Source organism: Stomatobaculum longum (genome assembly GCA_000242235.1).
GTDB lineage: Bacteria > Bacillota > Clostridia > Lachnospirales > Lachnospiraceae > Moryella > Moryella longum.
This window is the reverse complement of record JH590865.1, coordinates 87,663-111,052: the sequence shown is the minus strand read 5'-3', so window position 1 is coordinate 111,052 and position 23,390 is coordinate 87,663. Positions and strand designations below refer to the sequence as shown.

Below are 23,390 nucleotides of genomic sequence, written 5' to 3'. Positions count from 1 at the left end.
AGGCGAGAGGCATCGTGGTCAACGGGCGGCGCATAAAATCCCTGGTCTTCACGACCGATCTCGCGATTATCCGAAACTGTGACGCCGATGCGGTCTTCGCGGTCTACCCGTTTACCCCGCAGTCGGCCATCAGCCACGCACTGATCAACGGCTCCTATATCCCCGTCTTCTGCGGCTGCGGCGGCGGCACGACGAAGGGACTTCGCACGCTCTCGCTCGCACAGGATGCCGAGGGACAGGGCGCCATGGGCATTGTCCTGAATGCGCCGATCAGCGACTTAAACCTCCTCGCCGTGACCAAGGTCGTGGATATTCCGGTCATCATCACGGTCGTCAGCGAAGAGACCGATATCGCCGCGCGCCTTGCAAGCGGCGCGAGTATTCTGAATGTCGCGGCAGGCCCCGGCACCGCGGCGCTGGTACGGAAAATCCGCCGCGATTTTCCGGAGGTCCCGATCATCGCGAGCGGCGGCAATACCGAAGAGAGCATTCAGGCAACCATTGCGACCGGCGCCAATGCCATCACCTTCACACCGCCCTCCACCGCCGAGCTCTTCAAAAGTATGATGGCCAGGTATCGCGAATCTTGACAGAACTGCTCTGCTATTCTATACTGAGCCTGTAGTCTTCAGGGCAGGGTGAAAGTCCCTACCGGCGGTATAGCCCGCGAGCCGAAAGGCATGATCCGGTCAGATTCCGGAGCCGACAGTATAGTCTGGATGGAAGAAGCAACGCACCCTCCATAGTCAAAAGTCCCTTGGAATGGAAATTCCAAGGGCTTTTTTCTACTTGCCCCGAGCCTTACGCCGGGGCTTTTTTGATTGCCGAAAGGAGGTCTCATGCACGAAACTTTTATGCGCCGCGCCATTTCGCTCGCAGAGCGCGGCCGCGGTCACACCGCGCCGAATCCGCTGGTCGGCGCCGTCCTTGTCCGGGACGGCAAAATCATCGGCGAAGGCTTTCACGCATTCTACGGCGGCCTGCACGCCGAGCGCGCCGCGCTCGAAGACTGCTTTCAGCGCGGACTCTCTCCGGCGGGCGCCTCACTCTATGTGACACTGGAACCCTGCTGTCATACCGGCAAGCAGCCGCCCTGCACCGAGGCGATTCTCGCCGCCGACATCCGCGCGGTGTTTGTGGGAAGCAGCGATCCGAACCCGCTGGTCGCAGGCAAGGGCATTGCCGCACTCCGGCAGGGCGGCATTGCTGTCACGGAACATGTGTCGGAATCCGCTTGCGATGCGCTGAACGCTCCCTTTTTTCACCACATCAGAACCGGACTCCCCTTTGTCCTTCTGAAATATGCGATGACGCTCGACGGCAAAACCGCCTGTGCCTCCGGCGCCTCCCGCTGGATTACCGGCGAGGCCGCACGGGAGGAAGTTCACCGGACCCGCGCTGCGGTAGGCGCCGTGATGGTCGGCATCAATACCGTGCTGCAGGATGATCCTCTCTTAACCTGCCGCATTCCGGGCGGGCGAAATCCGCTCCGTGTGGTCTGTGACTCCGGTCTCCGGACGCCGCTTGACAGCGCCCTCGTAAAGACCGCCGCAGAAGTTCCGACCTTACTCGCCTGCTGTGTGAGCGATACAGCCAGACACGAAGCCTATCTTGCCGCGGGCTGTGAAGTTCTCACCTTCCCCGGCAGGCGCGTTGACCTCCGCGCCCTGCTCACATCACTCGGCGCGCGCGGCATCAATGAGGTGCTGGTCGAAGGAGGCGCGGAACTCGGCTGGGCGCTGCTTAGTGCCGGTCTCGTGCAGCGCGTACAGGCCTATATCGCCCCGAAACTCTTCGGCGGGAAAAATGCCCCCTCGGCGCTCGGCGGCACCGGTGTGCCGTACCCGATAGATGCGTTTGCCCTCAAAAATATGCACATCCGCTCTTTCGGCGCCGATGTGCGCATCGAAGGAGATCTCTGATTATGTTCACCGGCCTCATTGAGGAGCGCGGCACGCTTCTCAACTTTTCCGAAAAGCATCAGCTCACTATCGCCGCTCAAACGGTGCTCGAAGGTCTCTCTGCGGGCGACAGCATCGCGGTCAACGGCGTCTGTCTCACTGTCGTCTCTTTCACCGCACAGTCTTTTACGGCAGATGTCATGCCGGAGACACTGCGGCGCTCGAATCTCGGTATGCTTCGCGCAAAAAGCCAGGTCAATCTGGAGCGCGCACTCCCGGTCAACGGTCGCCTCGGCGGGCACTTTGTGAGCGGCCATATCGACGGCACCGGCGAACTGCTCGGCATCCACTGCGAGAACAATGCCCTGCTCTTTTCGATTCGCGCGGCCCCTGCTATTTTACAGGGCATCGTCGAAAAAGGTTCCGTCGCAATCGACGGCATCAGCCTCACTGTGGTCTCCGTCGACAAAGATCAGTTTTCGGTCTCCGTGATTCCGCACACAGCCGCAGTCACAACCCTCGCCGCAAAGCGTCCGGGCGACAAGCTGAATCTCGAGACCGATTTGCTCGGCAAATATGTGCTGCGCGCCCTCTCCCTCGCAGGGGAGGACGGGACAGACAAAAAGAGCCGAATCAACGAGGAGTGGCTTCGCAAACTCGGTTACTAAAACCGTTCGCCCCAATAAGAGAAAGGAATTCTGCCATGGGATTTTCAACGATTGAACAGGCGCTCTCGGATCTTCGCGCCGGAAAACTGATTGTCTGCATCGATGACCCCTCACGCGAAAATGAGGGCGACCTGATTTGCGCCGCCGAATTTGCCTCTGCGGAACTCGTGAATCGGATGGCCGGACTTGCGCGCGGTCTGATCTGCCTCCCGGTGGCTGCGGACTATGCAAAGAAGCTCGGGCTGCCGCCGATGTCCGCCGTCAACAGCGATAACCACGAGACCGCCTTTCTGGTCTCGATTGACCATGTTGAGACCACAACCGGCATCAGCGCCGCCGAGCGCGCGCTGACCGCAAGGAAACTGGTCGCCGAGGATGCCGCTCCCTCTGATTTCCGCCGCCCCGGCCATCTCTTCCCGCTCCTCGCGCGCCCGCACGGTGTCCTCGAGCGCCGCGGCCACACCGAGGCGACCGTTGACCTCTGCCGCCTCGCGGGACTGAAGTCGGCCGGCCTCTGCTGCGAGATTATGCGCGAGGACGGTGAGATGATGCGGACCAAAGAACTGCTTGCCCTCGCCGAGCGCGAAGACCTTTGCATCATCAGCATCGAGGACCTGGTTCGCTACCGCGAGCGCTACGACTACGCGCTCGAAGAAGTTGCGAGCGCCGCCCTCCCGAGCGCCTTCGGTGACTTTCAAATTTACGGCTTTCTCGATCCGCTGAGCGGGCTCGAACACCTCGCGCTCGTCAAGGGGGATCTCGCCGGAAAAGAGGCGGTGCTCTGCCGCATGCACTCCGAATGCATGACAGGCGATGTCTTCGGCTCCAGGCGCTGCGACTGCGGCGAACAGCTGCAGCGCGCACTGAAGCAAATCGAAACGGAGGGACAGGGTGTCCTCCTCTATCTCCGCCAGGAGGGACGCGGAATCGGTCTCCTCAACAAGCTGAAGGCCTATGCGCTCCAGGAACAGGGACTCGACACCGTCGATGCCAACCGCGCGCTCGGCTTTCCGGACGATCTCCGGAACTACGCACCGGCTGCTGCCATGCTCCGCGCCCTCGGTGTACGATCTCTGCGCCTTATGACCAATAACCCCGATAAAATCGCACAGCTCACGGACTTCGGCATTCCGGTCACATCGCGCGTTTCGATTGAGATTCCCGCAAATCGCCACGACATCCGCTATCTCCGCACCAAGCGACACCGCATGGGGCATCTTTTGGATTCGACCCTGCTCCGCGAAAGCTGCTGAAACGCTTTGCATGCAAATACCCCTGACTTTGAACCAGCGAAAGAGAGGATAAACCATGAATCTTTACGAAGGAATCTTACATCTCGAGTCCCCCGAAAAAATCCGCGTCGGCATCGTCGCGGCGCGCTTTAACGACATCGTGGTCTCCCGCCTGATTGACGGCGCGGAGGATGCTCTGCTCCGCCACGGCGTTCTTCCCTCACAGATTTCACTCGTCAAGGTGCCCGGCGCCTTTGAGCTCCCCCTTGTCGCCAAAAAGATGGCGGAAAGCGGCAAGTACGACGCAGTCATTGCGCTCGGCGCGGTCATTCGCGGCGATACCGACCACTATACCTATGTTTGCAACGAAGTCTCCAAGGGACTGGCCGCCGTCGGCTTGGAGAGCGGACTCCCCGTGCTCTTCGGCGTTCTGACCTGCGACACGCTCGAGCAGGCACTGCTCCGCGCAGGCTCGAAGGCCGGCAACAAAGGCTTCGAATGCGCGGTCGCTGCGCTCGAAATGATTTCTCTCCTCGAGAAACTCTGAGCCTGCTTTTCGTTTCGCTTCCCTTCGGAAACGAACTTCGCTTCCGAGGGCAAGCGTAAAGCCGGCACTGTTTGGGGAGCGCATACGCCGCGGCCTTTCTCATCTGCTTTTATCGCAAATCGCAATGGCAGCTTGCCGAAACAGGCACAGACTCGGCAAGCCTTCCGGCGAATACCGGAACTTGCGCGCCCACTTTACTTCCGCTTAGCCCAAAAAGAGCTCGTCTCCGGTCTTTCCGGCGACGAGCTCTTTTCCTGCCCTGAAATCCTGCTTTTTCAATTCAATCGCGCTCTGTCTTCACCGCTTTCTCCCTATCTTGCCCGCGCTTATTTCCTGTTTCGCCGCCGCGCCCGGTTTGCCGCGGCGATAACCTTGTTTCGCCCGGTTTTGCATGTTAGTATCAAATGCGATTACACGCTACGCTATCAATCCAAGATATATCGGGAGGCTGTCATGACCCTTCAGCAAATCTATTATCTCACGGAAATCGCCGATGCCGGCAGCATCAACCGCGCCGCGGAAAAGCTCTTCCTCTCGCAGCCCGCTCTCACGAACGCCGTCAAAGAGGCCGAAGAAGAACTGGGCTTCCGTCTCTTTAACCGAAACTCACGCGGCATCAGCCTGACACCGGACGGCACGGAATTTCTGGCGCGCGCGAGAGAACTCCACCAGCAATATGAACTCCTGATGGACCGCTTCGGCGCTTCCCGCCAGATCCGGCAGCGCTTTTCGATCTCAACCCAGCACTACTCCTTTGTGACCCAGGCCTTTGCCAATATGACCCGGCGTTTTGACACGAATGAGTACCAGTTCTCGGTGCTCGAGACCCGCACGAACGATGTCATCCGCAACGTGATCAGCGGCAAGTCCGATGTCGGCATCCTCTACGAGAGCAGCTTTAACCACCGCTTTCTCTCGAAAATTTTCCGCGAGGAACTGCTCGAATTCCACCCGCTGATTGAGTGCAACGCCTATGTCTATCTCTACAAAGACCACCCGCTGGCCTCCCTCGACGCAATCAGCTTCGAAGAACTGCAGCCCTACCCCTGCATTCAGTTTGACCAGGGAGAAGACAGTTCTGCCTTTCTCGCCGAGGAAATCTTAAGCGACCGCGACTACCCGCGCGTCATTAAGACCTCCGACCGCGCGACCAACTTAAATCTCATGCGCTCCATTCAGGGCTACACGCTCTGCTCGGGCATCATAAGCCGCGACTTAAACGGCTCCGACTATGTCGCCGTGCCCTTCCGCGAGGACAGGCACAATAAAAATCAGACCATGCGGATTGGTTACATTTTTAAAAAGGGAACCGTTCCGAATGATCTGATGCTTCATTTTCTCGAAGAAATCGAGCGCTGCCTCAGTGCTGAGCGGACGGCGGGGTGAGCGCGCGCATCGCGTTCAGCACAGCAATCACCGTCACACCGACATCGCCGAAGACCGCTTCCCACATGTTCGCGAGCCCGAAGATGCCGAGAATCAGGACCGCCGCTTTGACGATCAGCGCAAAGGCAACATTCTGCCGCACAATGCGCACCGTCTTTCTCGAAATGCGGATGATGTCCGCAAGCTTCGAGAGCTCGTCGTCCATGATAACAAGATCCGCCGCCTCGATCGCCGCGTCGCTGCCGAGCGAGCCCATCGCAATGCCCACATCCGCGCGCATCAAGACCGGCGCATCGTTGATGCCGTCGCCGACAAAACCGACCTTTTCGCCGTTTTTCTCGGCCGCGAGCAGGGCCTCGACCTTCTCAACCTTGTCCGCGGGCAGTAAGTCGTGATAGACCGTATCGACACCGACCTCCGCGGCAATCGCCTCCGCGGCGTCCTTCCGGTCGCCGGTCAGCATGACCAGCTTCTCGATGCCGACTTCGCGGAGCTGCCTAAGTGCCGCCGCTGCGCCCGGCTTCACGACATCCGCAATGATGATATGTCCCACATAACTGCCGCCGTGTGCGGCGTATACCACGGTTCCGTGCTCCTTGACCGCGGGGAAATCAATGTCTTTGCTCTTAAGCAACTTTTCGTTGCCGAGAAGCAACTCTCTGCCGTCCAGCATGCCCTCGAGCCCGTGCCCGGCCGCCTCATGCATCTCGCCGAGACGCGCGCGGTCAATTTCACCGCCGTAGGCCTGTAAAATGGATTGGGCAATCGGATGCGAAGAGAGGCTCTCTCCGTGCGCCGCCATCGAGAGAAGTTCCTCCTCGCTGCACCCCTCCGCGGGGTGAATCCCAACCACACGAAACTCTCCCCGGGTCAGCGTACCGGTCTTATCAAACACCAGCGTCTTTAACTCCGCAGCGGTCTCGAGAAAGTTGGAGCCCTTGACGAGAACACCGCGCTTTGACGCCGCGCCGATGCCGCCGAAGAAGCCGAGGGGCACCGAGATGACCAGTGCGCAGGGGCAGGAGACAATTAAGAAAATGCAGGCGCGCTTAATCCAGGGCGCCGCCGGTGCGCCGAAGAAAAGCGGCGGGATCAGTGCCAGCAGGAGTGCCGTGACCGTCACAATCGGCGTATACCAGCGCGCAAAGCGGGTGATGAAGTTCTCCATGCGAGTCTTCTTCTCGCTCGCGCTCTCGACCAGCTGCAGAATCCGCGCAACCGTCGAGTCCTCATAGGCCTTACTTGTCTTAACGCGGAGCGCTGTCTCGCCGTTCACACAGCCGCTGATCACCGCATCGCCGGGGCGCACTTCGCGCGGCACCGGCTCACCGGTCAACGCCGCCGTGTCGAGAAAAGAACTTCCCTCGAGGACAATGCCGTCGAGCGGCACCTTTTCGCCCGGGCGAATCAGTATCACTTCGCCGACCTCTACCTCGTCCGGATCCACTTCCTCGATTTTTCCGTCCCGCTCCACATTGGCCGATTCCGGCGCAATGCTCATCATCGCCGTGATCGAAGCTCTGGATTTTCCGACCGCGAGCGACTCGAAGAGCTCACCGACCTGGTAGAAAATCATGACCGCGCAGGCCTCCGAGTACTCACCGATGCCAAAGGCAGCGACGGTTGCAATGAGCATTAAAAAGTTCTCGTCAAAGACCTGACCGTTTCGTATGTTCTTGAGCGCCTTTAAGATGACCTCTCGTCCCACCAGAAGATAGGGGAACAGAAAGAGGACACCGAGTATCCCCCCGGGCATTTGCAGACTTTCGGCCGCGCCGCTCTTGTCAAAAATCAGAACGGCCGCATAGCCCGCGACCGCAAGTAAAATGCGCTTTAAGAGGGTTTGTTGTTTCCGATTCATACCCCTTCCTCCTATCAACGCACCACCGTAAAGTCCGCCTCAACACGCTGTCCGGCCCGGATTGCGGCATCCAGAACCTGCTCAAACGACGCGTCCTCTGCCTCGAGAGTGAACTTCTGCATCAGGAAATTCACCTTCACATCCACGACGCCGTCCACCTTCCGGATTGCATCTTCCACCTTCTGCGCGCAATTTGCACAATCAATTTCACAAGCGAACTTCTTTTTCATCTTTCGTCTCCTTATTCTGCAATGTGTTCCAATCCCTGCCCGATCATCGTGCTCACATGGTCATCGGCGAGCGCATATATCATCGACTTACCCTCGCGGCGCGCCCGCACCAGCCTTGCCTGTTTTAACAGTTTCAGCTGGTGAGAAACGGCCGACTGCGTGAGGTTCAGGCTCTCCGCAAGCTCATTCACGCCGTACTCTCCCGAAAACAGACGGTATAAAATCCGGATTCGCGTCGAGTCTCCGAAAACCTTAAAGAGCTCGGCGAGATCGTAGAGCTGATCTTCGCTCGGCACCTGCTGTCTGATTTTCTCCGGCATATCTCCTCCTCTGAATTTGCAAGTATCTATCACATTTGAACATATGAGCATTTGTTCATTTGTTGATTCCAGAATACCACCTTTTCCGGAAAAGTCAAAATTTTTTTAACTTTAGAGACACTAATTTTTGTTCGCGTCAGGCCTCCGCATCCGGCGCTGTCTCCGTATGCTTTTTTTCATCCCAGTCACCCTGTACGGAGAGCTCATCCAGCGTATTGCCGTAGGGCGGCAGACAATTCTCCATAAAATCCCGAAGCTCCGGCAATTCCCCGGCGAGCTTTTCAAGCTCTGCCTCTATGGTCTTCTTTGCCGTCCGAAATTCCGTATTTCCCGCGCTCTCTTCCTCAAGGCACTTGATATACGCCGAGAGCTTATCCGCTGCCTTGACGAGCCGCCAAAGATAGAGTTCTTCCGCGCCGCCCTCTTCCGCCGCCGTGACAATCCCGAGCAAGGGCGCATAGACTGCTGCGAGATCCTTCGGCAGACGCGCAAGTAAACTCTCCGTCGCCCTCTCCTCCGCCGCGTGATATGCTTCGCGGAGCGCTGCGCTGCCGTACTTGACCGGCGTCGGCATATCGCCGGTAATAATCTCGCTCGCGTCGTGGAATAACCCGATCACAGCCGCGCGCTCGGCATTCAGCTGTCTGCCGTGGCGCAAATTTCCGATCTCACAGAGCGCATGGGCGAGAATCGCGACCTCGGCCGCGTGCTCGCTCAGGTTCTCGCGCCGGCTCGCCCGCATCAGGGCCCAGCGGTCTATGTACTTCATGCGCGCAAGCGCCGCAAAAAATGTAACTGCCATTGTTTTCCTCCCTCTTCTGCTCTTTGCCCCCGTTGCTCTCCTAAGCAGCCTGAAGCACGGCACAAAAAGAGGCGCCCCTGCGGGCGCCTCTCGCGATTTACTCTGCCAACTCCTCGAGCTGTGTCAGCAGTTCATCAAAATACTTCATTGCGTCCTCAACCGGCTTCTCGGTCGAAAGGTCCACGCCTGCAATCTTCAGGATGCTGACCGGATCGTCCGTGCAACCCGCGGACAGGAAACGGATGTAATCCTTGAGTGCGGGCTCTCCCTCGGTCAGGATGCGCTTCGCGACCGCAACCGAAGCCGCAAAGCTCGTCGCGTACTGATAGCAGTAGAAGTTCATGTACATGTGCGGCACACGGCTCCACTCCTCGCCGATCAGCGGATCGGATATCATAGCCGGACCGTAGTACTCCTTGTTCAAGCGGAGATAGAGCTCGGAGAGGCTGTCCGCCGTAATCGGAACGCCCTGCTCCGACATCCGGTTGCTCTCGATTTCAAACTCCTCGAGCATCGCCTGGCGGAACAGCGTGCCCTTGAAGCTGTCAAGCAGGTGGTTGATGAGATACGCCTTCTCCTCGCGGGACGCTGCCTTACCGATCAGGTAGTGGTTCAACAGAACTTCGTTGGTAATCGAAGCGACCTCGGCGACAAACATCTTATACTGTGCATTGAAGAAGTCGTGACTGTGGTCGGAGTGCCAGAAGTGCATCGCATGACCCAGCTCATGCGCAAGCACAAAGGCATCCTCGAAGGTATTGTTAAAGTTCATCAGGACAAAGGGATGCGTCGCATAGACCGAGTTGCAGTACGCGCCGACGCGCTTGCCCTCGTTCTCGACCGCATCGATCCAGCGATTCTCAAACGCCTCGCGAAGCAAATCAAGGTAGTGATCGCCGAGCGGTGCAAGACCCTCGAGCAGCATCTCCTTTGCCTCCTCGTAAGTCACGCTGCGCTCGTAATCCTTTAACATGTTCGCGTAAACATCGTACATGTGAAGCTCGTCCACGCCGAGCATCTTCTTTCTGAGTGCCATATAGCGGTGGAACGGCGCAATGTTCTTGTGAACGCTCGAGAGCAGCCGCTCACAGACCTGCGGGGACACATTGTCTCTGCCGACCGCCGCCTCAAAGGAGCTCTTATACCCTCTCGCCTTCGCAAAGAAGAAAAGCTGCTTCATCTGCGCATCGTAGAGAGAAGCAATGGTATTGCGGAAGCTCTTATAGGTTCCGTAGTACTGCTCAAACACTTCCTTGCGGAGCTCACGGTTCGGAGATGCCTCGAGCAGCGTAAATCTGCCGTTCGTAATCTGCACTTCCTCGTCGCCGTCCTTTACCGTCGGGAACTTCATGTCCGCATTCTGCAGCATCGAGAAGCTCTGATAGGGGGCAAGTGCCATGATGTTTGCCGCCGCGAGCAGCTTCTCCTCGCTCTTATTCAGCGTGTGCGGCGCAAGGCGAATCGCATCGTCAATCGTAATCTGAAATGCGCGAAGCGCCGGGCAGCTCTCATAGTAGGCGTTCATCTTCTCCTCGCCGAGTGCCAATACTTCCGGCTCAATGAAAGCTGTCTTCTCGAGGATCTTTACATCTGCACTCTGTGCTTTCTGTAAGAGCGCGAGGTTATCCGCATTTCCGGTGTCCACATCGCTTCGCATCATCGCATAGCCGAAGAAGCGGTAGTCTGTCTTCTTGCACTCCTGGTAGAGCTCATAGACCTTTAAGAGTACCTCGGCGCCGTCGCCGAGTTTTCCCTCGTAGCCCGCAATTTCGTCCGCAAGGACGAGGCCGCGCTTCAGATCTTCTTCAAAGGCCTGTACATCCGGGTAGACATCCTCCAGCTTCCAGGTCTGCTCCACTGCAACTTCACTTCTCTTGGGCAGCTTCTGTTCCATTGGGTTCTCCTTTCGAGAGCAATTGTTGACTTCTGTATCATCGTACCAAAAAGAAAGCGCTTTGTGAATCTGTTTTGTAAGTTTTACACAATCACAAGCTTAGAGAAATCTATCATGTTCAATATGTCGCATTTTATGAAAGTATGATATAGTTATATGGCATAGAAAGGAGATATGTCATGAATCGAAATCGCTTGCTTATCATCATTTCCTCGGCTGTTGCAATTCTCGGAGCATTTCTCCCCTGGGCGAGTGTCTCTGCCGGTTTCTTCGGCGCCATGAGTATTCGCGGTACCCAGGGCGATGGCACCTTCATCGCGGTACTCGGCGTTATCGCGATTGTCCTCGCCTGCCTGCAGGACAATAAAACAGCGCTGCCGAGAAACTTTGCGACCGGCGTTTCCGTCATCGGCGCACTGCAGACCCTGATTATGTTAATCAACCTCCTCAACCTGAGCCGCGTGTTCGGTTCGCAGGGTGCCGCACTGAAAAGCTACGGTGTCAGCGTTCACATCGGCATCGGCTTCTTGTTCGACCTCCTCGCCGGTATTGCGACTGCCGTTTTCGGCGCAATGGCACTCTCCGGCGGCAAGCTCTCGAAGGACACGCTGACCGAGGTCATGGATGCGAGCAAAAATCTCTCCAAGACCGTCGCCCAGGCGACCACAACGGTTGTGAAGTCCGCGTCCGAAGAAATCAATAAACAAAGTGAGAAGCTGAAGGAAGCCAAAGAAGTGAAGGCCGCCGAAGCAGCACAGGCAGAAAGCGCTGCGACAGGTACGGCGGCACTGCCGGAAAGTACGACCCCCGCTCCCGAAGAGCCGGCAGTTCCCGCCGCTGAAAACGGTACCGAAGAACCGCCCGTAAGTGACAGTACTTCCGACAATTCCGCGCTCTAAGCCGACATCACCGCAATTCTCTTTTCAACCCGGCACAGCCCGAACAGGCTGTGCCGGGTTTCTTTTACCCTTCTCGCCCCGGCAATCCATGTCATGATTGCAGCCGCCGCGCATGCACACTATACTGGATAAAGTTCCGCTTTGCGGACCCGACCGAGCGCACTGCGCCACTACGAAAGGACAAGCATGAAATTTCAAGCCGTCAACGAATTCTCCCACTTCTCTTTTTCCGACTGCGTGCTCACCGGAATCGAATGGAACCCCGCCGGCATACAGCTCACACTCGAGGCACTCATCGTCCTCCCGGAAAATTCACAGAATACAAACTTCACCAAGAGCTACGCGGGTCCCGTACAGTTGCGCCTCATCGGCGGACAGCTGACAGACAGTGTCAAAGAAGGCTACCTCTACCGCGATGCCAACGGAAAGCTCCTCGAATCCGTCCCGGACACCGTGCTCTCCCCGGCCGAAGTCGAGGCGCTGCTCCCCACCTTCCGCGATGTGTACCTCTTCCAGATTCTCAGCGAAACAAGAGAAGACGGGAGTGTTCTCCTGGAGCTCGGCATCGAATTCCCGCAGGCCGAGGAATTTGACACGCTCGTAACCCCCTCCTACCGGATCGGCGTCCGCTGCGAAAAGGCCGTCTTCGGCTGGGACTACTATATGAACCGCGTGGAGAGCTGAGCCCGGAATGATTCTTTGGACTTCTCAGGAAGAAGCCGTCTACAACGAGCTTCTGAAAACCGGCGTCTATCGCTGCGATTTGAATCTCTCATCGATGAGAGACTGTCGTAAGCAGTACGACTGGCTGGTGCGACAAATGAAACAGCGCATCGGCCCGCCGCCGGACAAGGTCACTTACCCGGTCTGGGCCCTCTATCAACAGAGCGACAAACACCGTAAACCGGATCTCCACAGAGAGCGCTGGGAGTTCGGCTGCGACGGAGAACGTTTTGCCTGCATCGAAATCGAAATTCCCGACCGGGATGTTCTCTTATCCGATTTTGACGCCTGGTGCATCATCTTAAGCGACTTCCTGATTTCCGATACCGAGCAAGAAGACCGTTGTCTAGAAGCACAATACGAGGCGCTCTCACCTTCCGAGAAGCGCCGCATGAAAGAGAAAAACTGGGAGCGCGTTTTTAGTCTAAGCCCCCTAAACAACGGCTGGGCTCGAAGAGGGTACGAAATTCAGGCAACCTTCTGGGAACTCCGGCTTGAACAGGTTCGGGACGTTCGCTTCTTTCGCGCCGCAGCCAAATCCGATTCCCCGCAGTAGGACTCGGCTGTGCTGCCGGAAGTCCTTCTTTCCTCTCCTCGGTTTTCGGCAACTGCCCCGTAGCTTCGCTTTTCATCGGTTTCTCTCAGCCTGCGCAGGCGCCCCACCATAGCTGTGACCCGCAGTGCTGCTCCGAGAGTCCGGCCTTTGCCCCTATTTGACAGTTGCAAATTCGAAAAACAAAAAGGACAGAAACGCGTGATTTCGCTTTTTTGTCCTTTTCACGTTACAACAAACTCTCATTACGGCAAAATCTCAAGCCAGTAGCCGTCCGGGTCCTCGATAAAGTAGATGCCCATCGCCTCGTTTTCGAAGCAGATGCAGCCCATCTCCTTGTGCTTTTTGTGTGCCGCATCAAAATCGTCCGCCCGAAATGCGAGGTGAAATTCGCACTCGCCAAGATCATACGGCTGCGGATGGTCCTTAAGCCAGGTGAGTTCCACCTCAAATTCCCCGACCTCGCTTTTTAAATACACGATGATAAAGTCATCGCTCGTCTTCCGTCTCACCTCGTGTAAGTCGAGGGCTTCGTTATAGAAGCGGATGGAGCGCTCCAAATCCGCAACATTCAAATTCTCGTGTATCATCTTAAACTTCATATCTCTTCTCCTTTCGCTGTCTCCGTGTTTCTGATGCGGGCGCTATACTGCGGGTATTCCGTGAGAAAGCGCTGAATTACTCCAGGCTCTCCCCAGTAGTGTATCGGAAAAACGGCATCACAGTCCACATTTTCCAGGAAATACAGCAAGCCGTCCGCGTAGTGCGCTTCCAGTCTCGGGTCAAGCGGCACAAAGGCGCAATCAAAATGCCTGCCCTTGATTTTTCCGATCTCCCGGTGATAAATTTCGCGGAGCTCCCGGTTCTCTTCCTCCGGCTCCCCCTCCCAATACCAGTCGTTTAAGTCACCGGCGTGGTAAATGCTTCCCTCTCCGGTGCTCACGAGAAACGCGACGCCGCTGTCATTGGAAAGCAGCGTCTCAACCCGAATCCCGCTCTCAAGTTGATAGCTTTGACCCGGCGCAACGAAGCTTCGCTCTATCTTTGATAAGCGCTTCTCATCATTGATATCATTCGCCAGCACCGCCCGGTAGCGCAGGTCCCGCTCATCGAGTAGGTCAAAGATTTTCGGGTTGTAGTGATCCCTGTGGGAATGACTGCAAAAGACAAGCACTTTCTTTTTCCGGTCGAGCGGCGGCAGTTCACCCTTGTAATAGTCAAAAATAAAGTAGCGGTCTTTCCCTTCCAGCAAAAAACCGCTGTGGTCAAGATATGTCACTTTCATAAGAACCTCCTCTGTCCTTCAATCTTCCCGCCTACTTTCTCCGGTCGCATAGTCAATCACAATGCCCGGCTGTACATTGTAGAGAAACACATGGAAGCGAATCCCGCCCTTTTCCAGGGACTCAGCCTCCAGTTCCACGCCGCGCGCCACCAGCTCATCTCCGGAAAAGACCGGTGTTGCCTGGTAGAGGACAGCGCCGCCGCCGTTTTGGATAAAGTCCCCGACCTGCTTCTCATAGGGCAACATGCCCTCCACATTCAAATAGCGTGTGCCCGTAATCAGGTTATTCGGATTCGCATTTTCTCCGGAAAGCATATAGGCAATCAGATGACAGCGATTATAGAGGAATTTTCCGTCAATCAAATCATCGTAGCGCACCGTGTGCCAACCGCTCGGGCGCACCATGCCGATGCTACCCCGCGGTTCTGTCGGCATCGTCTCTTTGGTCAGAACTGCAAACGCACTGCCGCAACGCCCGAGGGCGTCGAGCGCCGCATAGGACTCATAGCCCTCCTTGGCCCGCGCCCTGCCGAGTTCCCGCTCCTCCGCCGTAAAGTCCGGGATTCCGTGGTTGATGTCGACAGCCGCCTGTCCCGTATAGCTGCCCGCTGCCGAGAGCACCGGAAATTCCGACTCTCCGGGCGGCGGCACAATGACACCGATCGCCTCACTGCTCTCCGGAACGGCTCCCACGCTCTCCTGTTGTACCGCAATCCCAGCTGTGTCCGTGCCGACTCGAAGTGCAGCCGCCGTCAACAGCAGTACCAGCAGCGTCGCGGCACTTCGAAGCGTTCTCTTCCTCAATTTGTGCTTTCTTCTCGCCATCTCCTCCTCCTGTCCATACCGAAAACCAGTATACCATATTCGCGATATGGGCAGGTTGCGGAGGGAGGGGGATTTGCCGGGATAGATTCTTGCATTCAATCTATTTTTCTGCTACTATCTACCCAACAGAGTTGCCCGAGGTAATGTGCGTCGGGGACCAGGCTGAACCTCCCGGTTCGGCCTTTTATTTTACTTATCTGCCACTCAATCCATCTTCCTGCACTGACAAAATATCCGTCTTGTCGCTCTGTTCCTAACAGGAATCGAACTCACAGCCTTTCGCCCAGGAAATCACAGAACTATTTTTTCACGGGCCATTCTACCGAAGTGTGTTCTATAACATTACAGTTTAATACAAAGTGTAGCTATATAGTCATTCCCATAACGAGATAATCTATTTCTCTTGTCACACGATTCATAAAAATCTATCATCGCGAGACCGTTTTTAAGTTGTCCTCTGATCTGTGTTTCTAATGTGTGGCTAAATTCATATCCATATTCCGGATTTATGCTTATCTTACCTTCCTCTTCAAGCTCTTTTGAATTAAACGGGATTGAAAACTTTAAACGTAATTCCTCATCGGGTTTGTCCCATACAATGTCAGCATCATACATGTATACCCAAGGATTCATAAATCCGACCATTAACAGTCCACCCTTTTTCAATACGCGAGAGGCTTCTTGATACATGTTTTCCAAATCTTCTATATACACATTTGAAACCGGATTAAAAATAATATCAAAATTCTCATCTTCAAACGGGAACGGTTTTGTCATGTCGGCTTGAACCGTGTTGATTTTTAAGCCTTCTCTTTCAGCAACCATATCATCTCTTTGTAATTGTGATGCAGAAAAATCCATGATGGTTACATCATACCCCTTTACAGCAAAAATCGGTCCCTGCTGTCCGCCGCCACAGGCTAAACCCAATACCTTTTTTCCGTTGGCTTTTTCAAACCATTCTATCGGAACTTTTTTCCCGACAGTTAATGCAACAGAAATCGGATTCTTTCTAACATTCTCTAATTCTTCATGTGTCAACGGCTCGGTATAGTCATTTTTTACATGATTCCATCTGTCTTCATTTAATTTGATATAATCCTTCATCTTATAGCCTCCTCGTGATTTTATACTGTTTCGATTTGAGTCGGATGTGTTGTCATGGCATTTTTTTGTCTTTACAAATCCTGACAAGTTCTCTTCCATCTCATTATATCTTATATCACTTTTTCCACATTTCCCCATTTACTCAAACTAAATATTAATTAACGATGGTTTGCGTAGCTCTTTTGGCGAAAAAATTAGTGTATTAGTTGTTCACGATCCATGTACTTTTTGCACTGTTATTTTATTCAATAATATTGCTTTTATTTGCATAATCACCTTCATTTTACGGTCTCCATGACACCATGAAAATCATGATAAAGAGCTTGAATCCGTTGAAAACAATGAGATTTTTAGGTGAGATACTCCGCTTTCGCATCTCTTAGATAGTTATAATAAGCGTTCGGATGAATGTATAGCCTTTTAAAAAATCATCTCAATCCGAACTCCTGCTTTTACGTATCAAGGAAACGATATGCCACTAATCGATTTCCTTCGCGAAGATTACCGCTGCTTTTTAAGAAGCTGTTCTCCTTTTCTAATCTGGCTTTTTCACGCCGGAGATGACGAAGTTCTTCCATCATCTCCAGCTGAGACTTCTCCTCATCATTGTTTTGGCAGTCTTCGCGATACGAGCGTACCCAGTTTGGAAACAGTGGCTCCGGATATGCCGTACTCAACCGCAAAGCCGGCAATCGTGCGTCCATACTGAATGTGCGCACGAACAATTTATCATCTGATTTCATCTGATATTCGAGTCATGTGTTTTTCTCCTCTGCTAATACTATAAGCTATTAGGCAGATGTGCTACAACTTCACTGTACCACTATACTTCAAACAATGTAGGCTTATTCAGGTACGTGGTAAAACGATTTGTGAATTCGATACGGTTATCTGTCTGAATGCATCGTATAGGCAGCGGAAATGCCTTGATCAGATGCTCGCTGTTTTGGTGACATCATGATGGGCCGCATAGTGAATGAGGGATAGGTGAAAACGCATATCCTGTGTTATAGTGGCCACAACGGAAGACCTCCTTTGGTGAGTGGACGTTTGTGGTGAACTTCACTTTAACACAAAGCGAGTTCTTCCTTTCTCTATTTTCACTGCTGTAACACATGTATGGTACTCCTACAAAGAGGATTTAAAATTCCCCTTGACTTAGAGTTAACTCCAAGGTTTATACTAGCATTAAACGCTTCGGACATTTATTCATTGTTCTCGAGGGGGTGCTTTATTTGAAAATTAAAGACGTCGTTGAATTAACTGGAACCGCAGCTGATACATTACGCTACTATGAAAAAATAGGTCTATTGCAAATCGAAAGGAAAAATGGTGTGCGTTCTTTTTCAGAGAAAAATTTAGAACAAATTCACATGATTTTACAACTGAAAGAGGCGGGTTTTCTGCTCAAAGAAATTGTTTTTTTGTTTACACTTGATGATGCCATCCAAAGCCCCATGTGCTTAAACTTAAAAGATGAACAAGTTTTAACGGATGTAAAGGATCTGGTCTTTACTAAGCTTAACTTAACTCGTAAAAAAATAATCCGAATGCAGGAAAGCGTTAAAATTCTGGAAAAAATGCACTCCAAGTTAGTCAATGCACTTAAAAGCGGAAAAATGGAAGGATATACAAAATGAATAAAATACTTTTTAAAGCATTGCTGAGTATATATGCACTTCTAACTATGTTGGCAGTAATATCAGATTTGCGTGTTAATCCATTCAATCCCGCTCATTTATTCTTTTTTATGGGCTGCGCAATTTTTATTTCCGTGGTATCCTTAAAAACTTCTCATACACTTGTACTTTTGATAACGGGATTGGTTTGTATGCATATTGCGGCGATTATTGCTGGTCAGATAAATGGTTTCCACTTATCTCATCATATAGTAAGAGCCGCTGTTTCCCTGACGTTGGTGTTGATGTTCCTTCGAATAAAACCCTAAAGGAGAGCTTATAAACAAAGGAATATCAATCAAAAAGGCTTTTATGGATTTTTATTTGATTCTTCCTTATAATTTTATATGCCACAATCGATATGATGAAATATAGTGATATGAAAGGGTATCGTTTCTGATTATAGCAGAACCCTAAACATTATTGTTGTTATTTTTGCATGGTGCTATTCTTTAATTTTCTTGCCCACATGCTTTCGCAGCGAGCATTGGCATGATATCGGCCACCATAGCTATTCATGCTCTGGGTGATATCATATTTGTCTCTTGTGGAGCGGTACAAATGGCTCGTGTACTGTATGCCACGGTCTGAATAAACGATTGCTCCTCTCAGTTTCGCCTTCATGTTGGTATCCATTGCCAGACTAAGAACACCAGAATCAAAGCAATCAAAAATGGCCGAAAGGTAGAGTTTGCCATTATGAGCTTTAATCTCTGTCACGTCAGTGACATACTTGGTCAACAGCTTATCAGACTTAAAGTTACGTTTCAGAAGATCGTCTGACTTACATGCTGCCGGATCTGCTTTGGGAATGCCGTTTGGCTTACGACGCGGACAATGTGGGTTAGCCCTATCTCCTGCATAATGCGGTAAACTGTACGCCCGCTTGGGATATCGACGCCTTCAGGCTTCTTAAGCTGCAACGCCTGATACATCCGTATGCGTCCATATGTATCATTGCATTCATCTTATGCATTGATCTCTCTCATGGCATCTGCCAGGTGCTGATACTTTCAGATCTGAGTCTTATTCATTAGATATTGATTGAGCCCCTGTCAAGTTACGCGCAGCATCCTGCAGCAGAAACTGACTTCTCCCTTTATACCCTACATTCCCGTGATTCCACGCTAGGATATCATTATGATAAGTTCTGCAAAGCCGCAGCATAAAGAACCTTAATCCTCCTGCAAAAAGAGGACTGGTACCTTTTGCATAGACGGAACGACTCTTCTTTGGTGCCACTTATCTATTCGATCAGATCGGCATCGTTACCGGCGTAACAGCAGATTTAAAGATCTGTTTCCCACATACCTATAAACAGATCCAGTTAATCACCTATTACCTGATCTTGGAGGACCGAAATCCGCTCTTCCGTTTTAAGAAGTGGGCCATGCTCCATAAACCCCCTTACGGGAATGACATTCCCTCTCAAAGGAGTTCGGAACTTTTCCAGTCCATTACGGAAGACGCAAAGATGCAGTTCTTCCGCCTGCAGGGAAAGCGACGGGTTGAAAAGGAATACTGGGCTTATGACAGCACTTCTATATCCAGTTATTCTGAGAACCTATGGCAGGTCAAGTATGGCAAGAACAAGGATGGGGAAAAGCTTCCGCAGATCAATCTGGCCCTGATCTTCGGAGAAAACTCTGGCCTGCCGTTCTACTACCGTAAGCTTGCCGGGAACATTCCAGACGTCAAAACGATTCGTGAACTGCTCCGCGAACTGGATGTCCTTGGCTATGAGAAGATCAAGCTGGTCATGGATCGTGGATACTACAGCGTGGATAACATCAACGCCCTGTACAAAGAGCATCGAAAGTTCCTGTGCAGCACCTCTGCGGCGTTGAAGTTTGCGAAGGATTCCATCCGTGAAATTGGAGCAGAGAAGGACCGCTATGAAGCTGAAGGAGAGTTGGCTTAATCCAAAACTTTATCTTATCGGAGCCGCTTACCATCAGCACGTTCTTATTTCTGGCATTGCATTGGCAGGATTCTTCGATCGGTTGCCCATTATGAGCCGCTCTGTTTTAGTGAGCATTACGTTGTTTTCAAAAACCAGATCATGAATGATGCAATGTCTTTTGGATCGCCCCAGAAAACGTTCTATCAAGTACTTTTTTAATTGATTGGAATTTTCTTTTCTGAAAAGAAGTAAGAAAAACAGCACCCCTTGCAATTTACTGCTTCTAAAATTGTTCTATTCATCAATTCAATAAACTGGAATTTATCGTGCTATATTTAGAATCAAAGCGTTAAACGCCTTTGCAAAAACCGGAGGGATATTGTGAGCTGCTTTCTTCCATATCTCATAGCGACAATACGGATTCATCTCAGCCATTTTCTTAACACTGTCGATAATCTCTTTCTGTTCCTTTTCGCCCGCCAAAGCAATAATTGGAAAAGGCACATTGACAAACTGTGGTTCGCTCTCAAAGGTGATGCCATTATCAACTGAATTGTGGATAGTTTCTGCTTTTACCTTCTGCATCCATCCAATGAATTCTCGCCTTGCTTCTCTGGGAAGACCGTTCATGAAACCAATACAATTACATAGCCATTTCTTTTTCAATGAAAGTAATTGCTTTTCGTTTATCTTCAATGCCTTCTTGATTGAGACCGCTGTTTTGTTCAGCCAGGGGCTGACAATGATAGCAGAATAGAAAAGCTCTGAGTGTTCAGAAATGAGTTTGAACGCAAGTTGTGCACCTAATGAGAAGCCTACTAGCAGAACTTTCTGATCAAGTTCGGAAATAGAATCGGCAATTTCGTTTGTGCAAATTTCGGCATCAAATACTCTGTCTGCCTCTTCACCGAAGCCCATAATATGGGGTATTATGATATGAAAACGATCAGCAAGCGAGTATTGTCTGCCAAAGCTATGAACAAAATTTGCCCCATGAAGCATTACGATCGTACTATTGTGTTCTTTTCCAAGCTCAATGATTTTCAACGTTTCATCACCTCAACCTCAATAAATTATAAATTGTTTTTCACTCAATATTCCTATTATTATATCATATTTTTGCTTAATTTTACAGCCATAACTCTTACTTTTTGACCTGCGTTAGTTCTCTGTTTTCTTTATACAATTTCCAACACGGATTATTTCCGTCAATCACATCGCCAACTTCTAATTTTTCTCTAAATATTGCTTGTGTTATAGTGTTTAGGGTATTTTATACGATCCACGATCAGATTCCTCACTTGCTCTCAAATATTCATCATAACATACAGAAAAAGATGGATAAAAAAATCATTTTTCCCCTGTTCTCTCTATTTCAATTTCATTACATTTAACAGTTTATCTTGAAATATATCCTTACTGATTTGGCTAAAATATATCTTTGCTGTAGAGGATTTCCCATTCATTTTTTATATGCGGTTTGGCTTTTGAGGAGTAACTCGTTCTTTGTTAGTCTGTGATTTTTCTGCTTTTTCAATCCCTTCCCTTATCTGTGCCATTTCCTGTTCTGTCGGTTCTATTTGTTTTTTGAGTTTGTTTTCAAATGTTCCTTTGTTGCCTGGTTTCGGCAAAAGAAAGACGTCTCCGATTCCTTAAAGGCGCTGTTCACTGGGTATTGCATTATCACTCCTGATCCCGGCTTTTCTTTCTTCACTCATGATTTCTCTTGCGGCATCCATGGTGAAGCTGCCTTCCTGAATCAGCTTTTTCAGACGCTGTGTCTCGGCGTAAAAAGACGGATTAGCTTATGTTGAATTCCATATTGCTTTAAGCGATCTTCAAACAACGTAGGCTTATTCATGTGCATGGTAAAACGATTTGTGAATTCGGTACCGTTATCTGTTTGAATACATCGTATAGGTAGCGAAAACACCTTAATCAGATGTTCCAGAAAACGTGTCAAAGCATGGGGATTGTGCTCGTCAAAGGCTTCTACATAGCGACAGCGAGAGTATTCATCAATAGCTGTATACCGAAAGAACTGTTCTTCGGCAACAGCGCTATTTTTAAGGCAGACGGAAGGAACATACTTCACGTCAACCTGAATGCGTTGTCCCGGGAACTGCATCTGTTCATAAGGTTTAGGGATGTACTTTGGATTCTTTGGATGAATTGTCGTGATACCACGTCGTTTTAGGATTCTATACAAAGAGCTGACAGAACGAGAATAACCTCGCTGCATAAGCTTTACCCAGAAAACAACCAAGCCGGCATGGGGATTGCGGCGACACATGTTAAAAATGAGTTTGATTTCTTCCGGAGTATGTTGTCGAGGATGGTGATGTGGTCGCCTGGAACGGTTACGCAGAGAATACCAGGAACCATCGTAACGATTTTTCCACCGATAGACGTATTGGCGATTGACATGATACTTAATCGCTGTTTTGGTGACGCCATGGTGGGCAGCATAGTGAATGAGAGATAGGCGAAAACGCATATCCTGTGTTATAGTAGCCACAACGGAAGACCTCTTTGTCGAGTGGATGTTTGTGGTGAACTTCACTTTAACACAAAGCGAGTTCTTCCGTTCTCTATTTTCACTGCTGTAACACATGTATGGTAATCCTACACTACCACGAACGAGTTCTTTCAGCTGATCCTTGATAACGTCCTCGTTGAACTGTACAATCTTATCAGACATGGTTTGTAGTCTCCTTTCTGAGTGTTGTCTCGCAACTTCATTCTACCAGAGGACTGCAAACTATGTCTTCTTTATGTGATTCTCAATTTGCGCAACTTGGTATACCTTATCGATACCGATGAGCGCGACACCGCCGCCTGCCATGTTGTTGGCTTGGATCCGCCAAGGAAGACCTGGCTGTCCATGTTGCCGATAATCGTGTCAGCGTTGTCTTTGTAGATTGCCTTTAGCTGAGACCTTGCCTGCAGCACCAGGCAGGCGCTGATTTCGCGGGAGCGAATCGTGGCGACCAGCTTTTCCAGATTCGGAATCTGGCCAATGTTCGCCGCCTCGTCAATCAGGCACATCACATGGACCGGAAGCCTGCCGCCGTACACATTATCCGCCTTCTCACAAAGCAGGTTAAAGAGCAGGGTATAGATCATGCTGATCAGGAAATTAAAGCTGCCGTCCGTATCTGACATCATCAGGAACAAAGCGGTTTTCTCATCTCCGAGGGTATCCAGGCCCAGCTCGTCATACATCGTGATCTCACGGACTTCCTGAATATCGAAGGGCGCAAGTCTGGCACCGGCTGACACGAGTATCGACTTAAGGGATTTTTCCTGTTGCTCCTTGTCAAGGACTTTTTAATCAAAATCCTCTTTTTTTTCGTCCGATTTTCTCCTAAGCTCTCTCAGCATTATTCTTGTAAGTTTATCTTGCATTGTTTCAGGTGCATTTTCATTGAAATGTACAACAACTTCATAGGTGATCTTTCCAATCTTTCTCTTTGTGCTAATGCCTTTTTTATCTGTATTTTTCAGTTCTTCCATGAATTCGCCTTTCCATGTTTGGATTTTTGACACCGAAAAAGGAAGTATCGGCAATTTGC

25 protein-coding genes, 4 pseudogenes and 1 riboswitch are annotated in these 23,390 nt (G+C 51.4%); of the genes and pseudogenes, 12 read left to right on the top strand and 17 right to left on the bottom strand.

Features of this window, described 5'->3' with window-relative positions:
* Positions 1–14 precede the first annotated feature (14 nt).
* The 6 genes from HMPREF9623_RS10425 to HMPREF9623_RS10400 all read left to right on the top strand — a co-directional run bounded on the left by HMPREF9623_RS10425 (position 15) and on the right by HMPREF9623_RS10400 (position 5,734).
* Positions 15–590, top strand: coding sequence for a beta/alpha barrel domain-containing protein (locus HMPREF9623_RS10425; protein WP_207635122.1), 576 nt, complete (start codon positions 15–17; stop codon positions 588–590).
* A gap of 30 nt (positions 591–620) precedes the next feature.
* Positions 621–734, top strand: a riboswitch (FMN riboswitch).
* Between the two features lie 105 nt (positions 735–839).
* Positions 840–1,922, top strand: a complete 1,083-nt coding sequence (gene ribD, locus HMPREF9623_RS10420; RefSeq protein WP_009533823.1) for a bifunctional diaminohydroxyphosphoribosylaminopyrimidine deaminase/5-amino-6-(5-phosphoribosylamino)uracil reductase RibD — start codon at positions 840–842, stop codon at positions 1,920–1,922.
* 2 nt (positions 1,923–1,924) lie between these two features.
* On the top strand, positions 1,925–2,569 hold the full coding sequence (ribE, locus tag HMPREF9623_RS10415) for a riboflavin synthase (RefSeq protein ID WP_009533822.1): 645 nt from the start codon (positions 1,925–1,927) through the stop codon (positions 2,567–2,569).
* A 35-nt stretch (positions 2,570–2,604) separates the two neighbouring features.
* The gene (locus HMPREF9623_RS10410; RefSeq protein ID WP_009533821.1) at positions 2,605–3,822 is read left to right on the top strand and encodes a bifunctional 3,4-dihydroxy-2-butanone-4-phosphate synthase/GTP cyclohydrolase II; all 1,218 of its coding nucleotides are present in this window, start codon (positions 2,605–2,607) and stop codon (positions 3,820–3,822) included.
* A 55-nt stretch (positions 3,823–3,877) separates the two neighbouring features.
* Positions 3,878–4,348, top strand: coding sequence for a 6,7-dimethyl-8-ribityllumazine synthase (gene ribH, locus HMPREF9623_RS10405; RefSeq protein WP_009533820.1), 471 nt, complete (start codon positions 3,878–3,880; stop codon positions 4,346–4,348).
* A gap of 453 nt (positions 4,349–4,801) precedes the next feature.
* Positions 4,802–5,734 carry a LysR family transcriptional regulator gene (locus tag HMPREF9623_RS10400; protein ID WP_009533819.1) on the top strand — a complete coding sequence of 311 codons (933 nt, stop codon included), beginning with the start codon at positions 4,802–4,804 and terminating at the stop codon, positions 5,732–5,734.
* Here HMPREF9623_RS10400 and HMPREF9623_RS10395 read toward each other — a convergent pair.
* The 5 genes from HMPREF9623_RS10395 to pepF all read right to left on the bottom strand — a co-directional run bounded on the left by HMPREF9623_RS10395 (position 5,709) and on the right by pepF (position 10,841).
* Positions 5,709–7,595 (bottom strand): heavy metal translocating P-type ATPase, encoded by a 1,887-nt coding sequence (locus HMPREF9623_RS10395; protein ID WP_009533818.1) that lies wholly within the window; start codon positions 7,593–7,595, stop codon positions 5,709–5,711. The genes HMPREF9623_RS10400 and HMPREF9623_RS10395 overlap by 26 nt on opposite strands.
* Before the next feature lie 14 nt (positions 7,596–7,609).
* Positions 7,610–7,825, bottom strand: coding sequence for a cation transporter (locus HMPREF9623_RS10390; protein ID WP_009533817.1), 216 nt, complete (start codon positions 7,823–7,825; stop codon positions 7,610–7,612).
* Between the two features lie 11 nt (positions 7,826–7,836).
* Positions 7,837–8,145, bottom strand: coding sequence for an ArsR/SmtB family transcription factor (locus HMPREF9623_RS10385; protein WP_009533816.1), 309 nt, complete (start codon positions 8,143–8,145; stop codon positions 7,837–7,839).
* A gap of 136 nt (positions 8,146–8,281) precedes the next feature.
* Complete coding sequence (gene yfbR / locus HMPREF9623_RS10380; protein ID WP_009533815.1) at positions 8,282–8,947, bottom strand: 5'-deoxynucleotidase; 666 nt, start codon at positions 8,945–8,947, stop codon at positions 8,282–8,284.
* A 97-nt stretch (positions 8,948–9,044) separates the two neighbouring features.
* Complete coding sequence (gene pepF / locus HMPREF9623_RS10375) at positions 9,045–10,841, bottom strand: oligoendopeptidase F (RefSeq protein ID WP_009533814.1); 1,797 nt, start codon at positions 10,839–10,841, stop codon at positions 9,045–9,047.
* A 179-nt stretch (positions 10,842–11,020) separates the two neighbouring features.
* Between pepF and HMPREF9623_RS10370 the strand changes: the two genes are divergently transcribed.
* The 3 genes from HMPREF9623_RS10370 to HMPREF9623_RS10360 all read left to right on the top strand — a co-directional run bounded on the left by HMPREF9623_RS10370 (position 11,021) and on the right by HMPREF9623_RS10360 (position 13,019).
* The gene (locus tag HMPREF9623_RS10370; protein ID WP_009533813.1) at positions 11,021–11,740 is read left to right on the top strand and encodes a hypothetical protein; all 720 of its coding nucleotides are present in this window, start codon (positions 11,021–11,023) and stop codon (positions 11,738–11,740) included.
* Between the two features lie 186 nt (positions 11,741–11,926).
* The gene (locus HMPREF9623_RS10365; protein WP_009533812.1) at positions 11,927–12,424 is read left to right on the top strand and encodes a hypothetical protein; all 498 of its coding nucleotides are present in this window, start codon (positions 11,927–11,929) and stop codon (positions 12,422–12,424) included.
* Between the two features lie 7 nt (positions 12,425–12,431).
* A complete protein-coding gene (locus HMPREF9623_RS10360; RefSeq protein WP_009533811.1) occupies positions 12,432–13,019 on the top strand; it encodes a DUF3841 domain-containing protein in 588 nt (195 codons plus the stop codon).
* Between the two features lie 242 nt (positions 13,020–13,261).
* Here HMPREF9623_RS10360 and HMPREF9623_RS10355 read toward each other — a convergent pair whose 3' ends face one another.
* The 5 genes from HMPREF9623_RS10355 to HMPREF9623_RS12045 form a co-directional block, all read right to left on the bottom strand.
* Positions 13,262–13,618, bottom strand: a complete 357-nt coding sequence (locus tag HMPREF9623_RS10355) for a VOC family protein (protein WP_009533810.1) — start codon at positions 13,616–13,618, stop codon at positions 13,262–13,264.
* A complete protein-coding gene (locus tag HMPREF9623_RS10350) occupies positions 13,615–14,301 on the bottom strand; it encodes an MBL fold metallo-hydrolase (RefSeq protein WP_009533809.1) in 687 nt (228 codons plus the stop codon). The genes HMPREF9623_RS10355 and HMPREF9623_RS10350 overlap by 4 nt, the downstream gene beginning before the upstream one ends.
* Positions 14,302–14,319: 18 nt before the next feature.
* The gene (locus HMPREF9623_RS10345; protein ID WP_009533808.1) at positions 14,320–15,126 is read right to left on the bottom strand and encodes a DNA/RNA non-specific endonuclease; all 807 of its coding nucleotides are present in this window, start codon (positions 15,124–15,126) and stop codon (positions 14,320–14,322) included.
* Positions 15,127–15,468: 342 nt separating this feature from the next.
* Positions 15,469–16,233, bottom strand: a complete 765-nt coding sequence (locus HMPREF9623_RS10340; RefSeq protein WP_009533807.1) for a class I SAM-dependent methyltransferase — start codon at positions 16,231–16,233, stop codon at positions 15,469–15,471.
* 452 nt (positions 16,234–16,685) lie between these two features.
* Positions 16,686–16,814, bottom strand: coding sequence for a hypothetical protein (locus HMPREF9623_RS12045; protein WP_306697594.1), 129 nt, complete (start codon positions 16,812–16,814; stop codon positions 16,686–16,688).
* A gap of 654 nt (positions 16,815–17,468) precedes the next feature.
* On the opposite strand from HMPREF9623_RS12045, the gene HMPREF9623_RS11035 reads away from it, so the two are divergent.
* Together HMPREF9623_RS11035 and HMPREF9623_RS11590 are read left to right on the top strand one after the other, a co-directional pair.
* Complete coding sequence (locus tag HMPREF9623_RS11035; RefSeq protein WP_050806366.1) at positions 17,469–17,873, top strand: MerR family transcriptional regulator; 405 nt, start codon at positions 17,469–17,471, stop codon at positions 17,871–17,873.
* Entirely contained in the window at positions 17,870–18,181 is a 312-nt protein-coding gene (locus HMPREF9623_RS11590) for a hypothetical protein (protein ID WP_154646174.1), read from the top strand. Before HMPREF9623_RS11035 ends, HMPREF9623_RS11590 begins: the two co-directional genes overlap by 4 nt.
* A gap of 187 nt (positions 18,182–18,368) precedes the next feature.
* Here the strand turns inward: HMPREF9623_RS11590 and HMPREF9623_RS12205 are convergent.
* Positions 18,369–18,985, bottom strand: a pseudogene (locus HMPREF9623_RS12205) (IS3 family transposase); the annotation flags it as partial.
* Positions 18,986–19,095: 110 nt separating this feature from the next.
* Here HMPREF9623_RS12205 and HMPREF9623_RS11735 point away from each other — a divergent pair.
* Positions 19,096–19,833 (top strand): annotated as a pseudogene (locus tag HMPREF9623_RS11735) (IS1634 family transposase); the annotation flags it as partial.
* Here HMPREF9623_RS11735 and HMPREF9623_RS12290 read toward each other — a convergent pair.
* The 6 genes and pseudogenes from HMPREF9623_RS12290 to HMPREF9623_RS10300 all read right to left on the bottom strand — a co-directional run.
* Positions 19,805–20,006: pseudogene (locus tag HMPREF9623_RS12290) on the bottom strand (VirD4-like conjugal transfer protein, CD1115 family); the annotation flags it as partial. The pseudogenes HMPREF9623_RS11735 and HMPREF9623_RS12290 overlap by 29 nt on opposite strands.
* Before the next feature lie 130 nt (positions 20,007–20,136).
* Positions 20,137–20,862, bottom strand: a complete 726-nt coding sequence (locus tag HMPREF9623_RS10315; protein ID WP_009533803.1) for an alpha/beta fold hydrolase — start codon at positions 20,860–20,862, stop codon at positions 20,137–20,139.
* Positions 20,863–21,284: 422 nt separating this feature from the next.
* A complete protein-coding gene (locus tag HMPREF9623_RS11575) occupies positions 21,285–21,446 on the bottom strand; it encodes a hypothetical protein (protein ID WP_154646171.1) in 162 nt (53 codons plus the stop codon).
* A gap of 137 nt (positions 21,447–21,583) precedes the next feature.
* Positions 21,584–22,516: a DDE-type integrase/transposase/recombinase gene (locus HMPREF9623_RS10310; RefSeq protein WP_009533802.1), complete on the bottom strand. Its 933-nt coding sequence runs from the start codon at positions 22,514–22,516 to the stop codon at positions 21,584–21,586.
* Positions 22,517–22,659: 143 nt separating this feature from the next.
* Positions 22,660–23,118 (bottom strand): annotated as a pseudogene (locus HMPREF9623_RS10305) (type IV secretory system conjugative DNA transfer family protein); the annotation flags it as partial.
* 27 nt (positions 23,119–23,145) lie between these two features.
* On the bottom strand, positions 23,146–23,331 hold the full coding sequence (locus tag HMPREF9623_RS10300; protein ID WP_040800464.1) for a transposon-encoded TnpW family protein: 186 nt from the start codon (positions 23,329–23,331) through the stop codon (positions 23,146–23,148).
* Positions 23,332–23,390 lie beyond the last annotated feature (59 nt).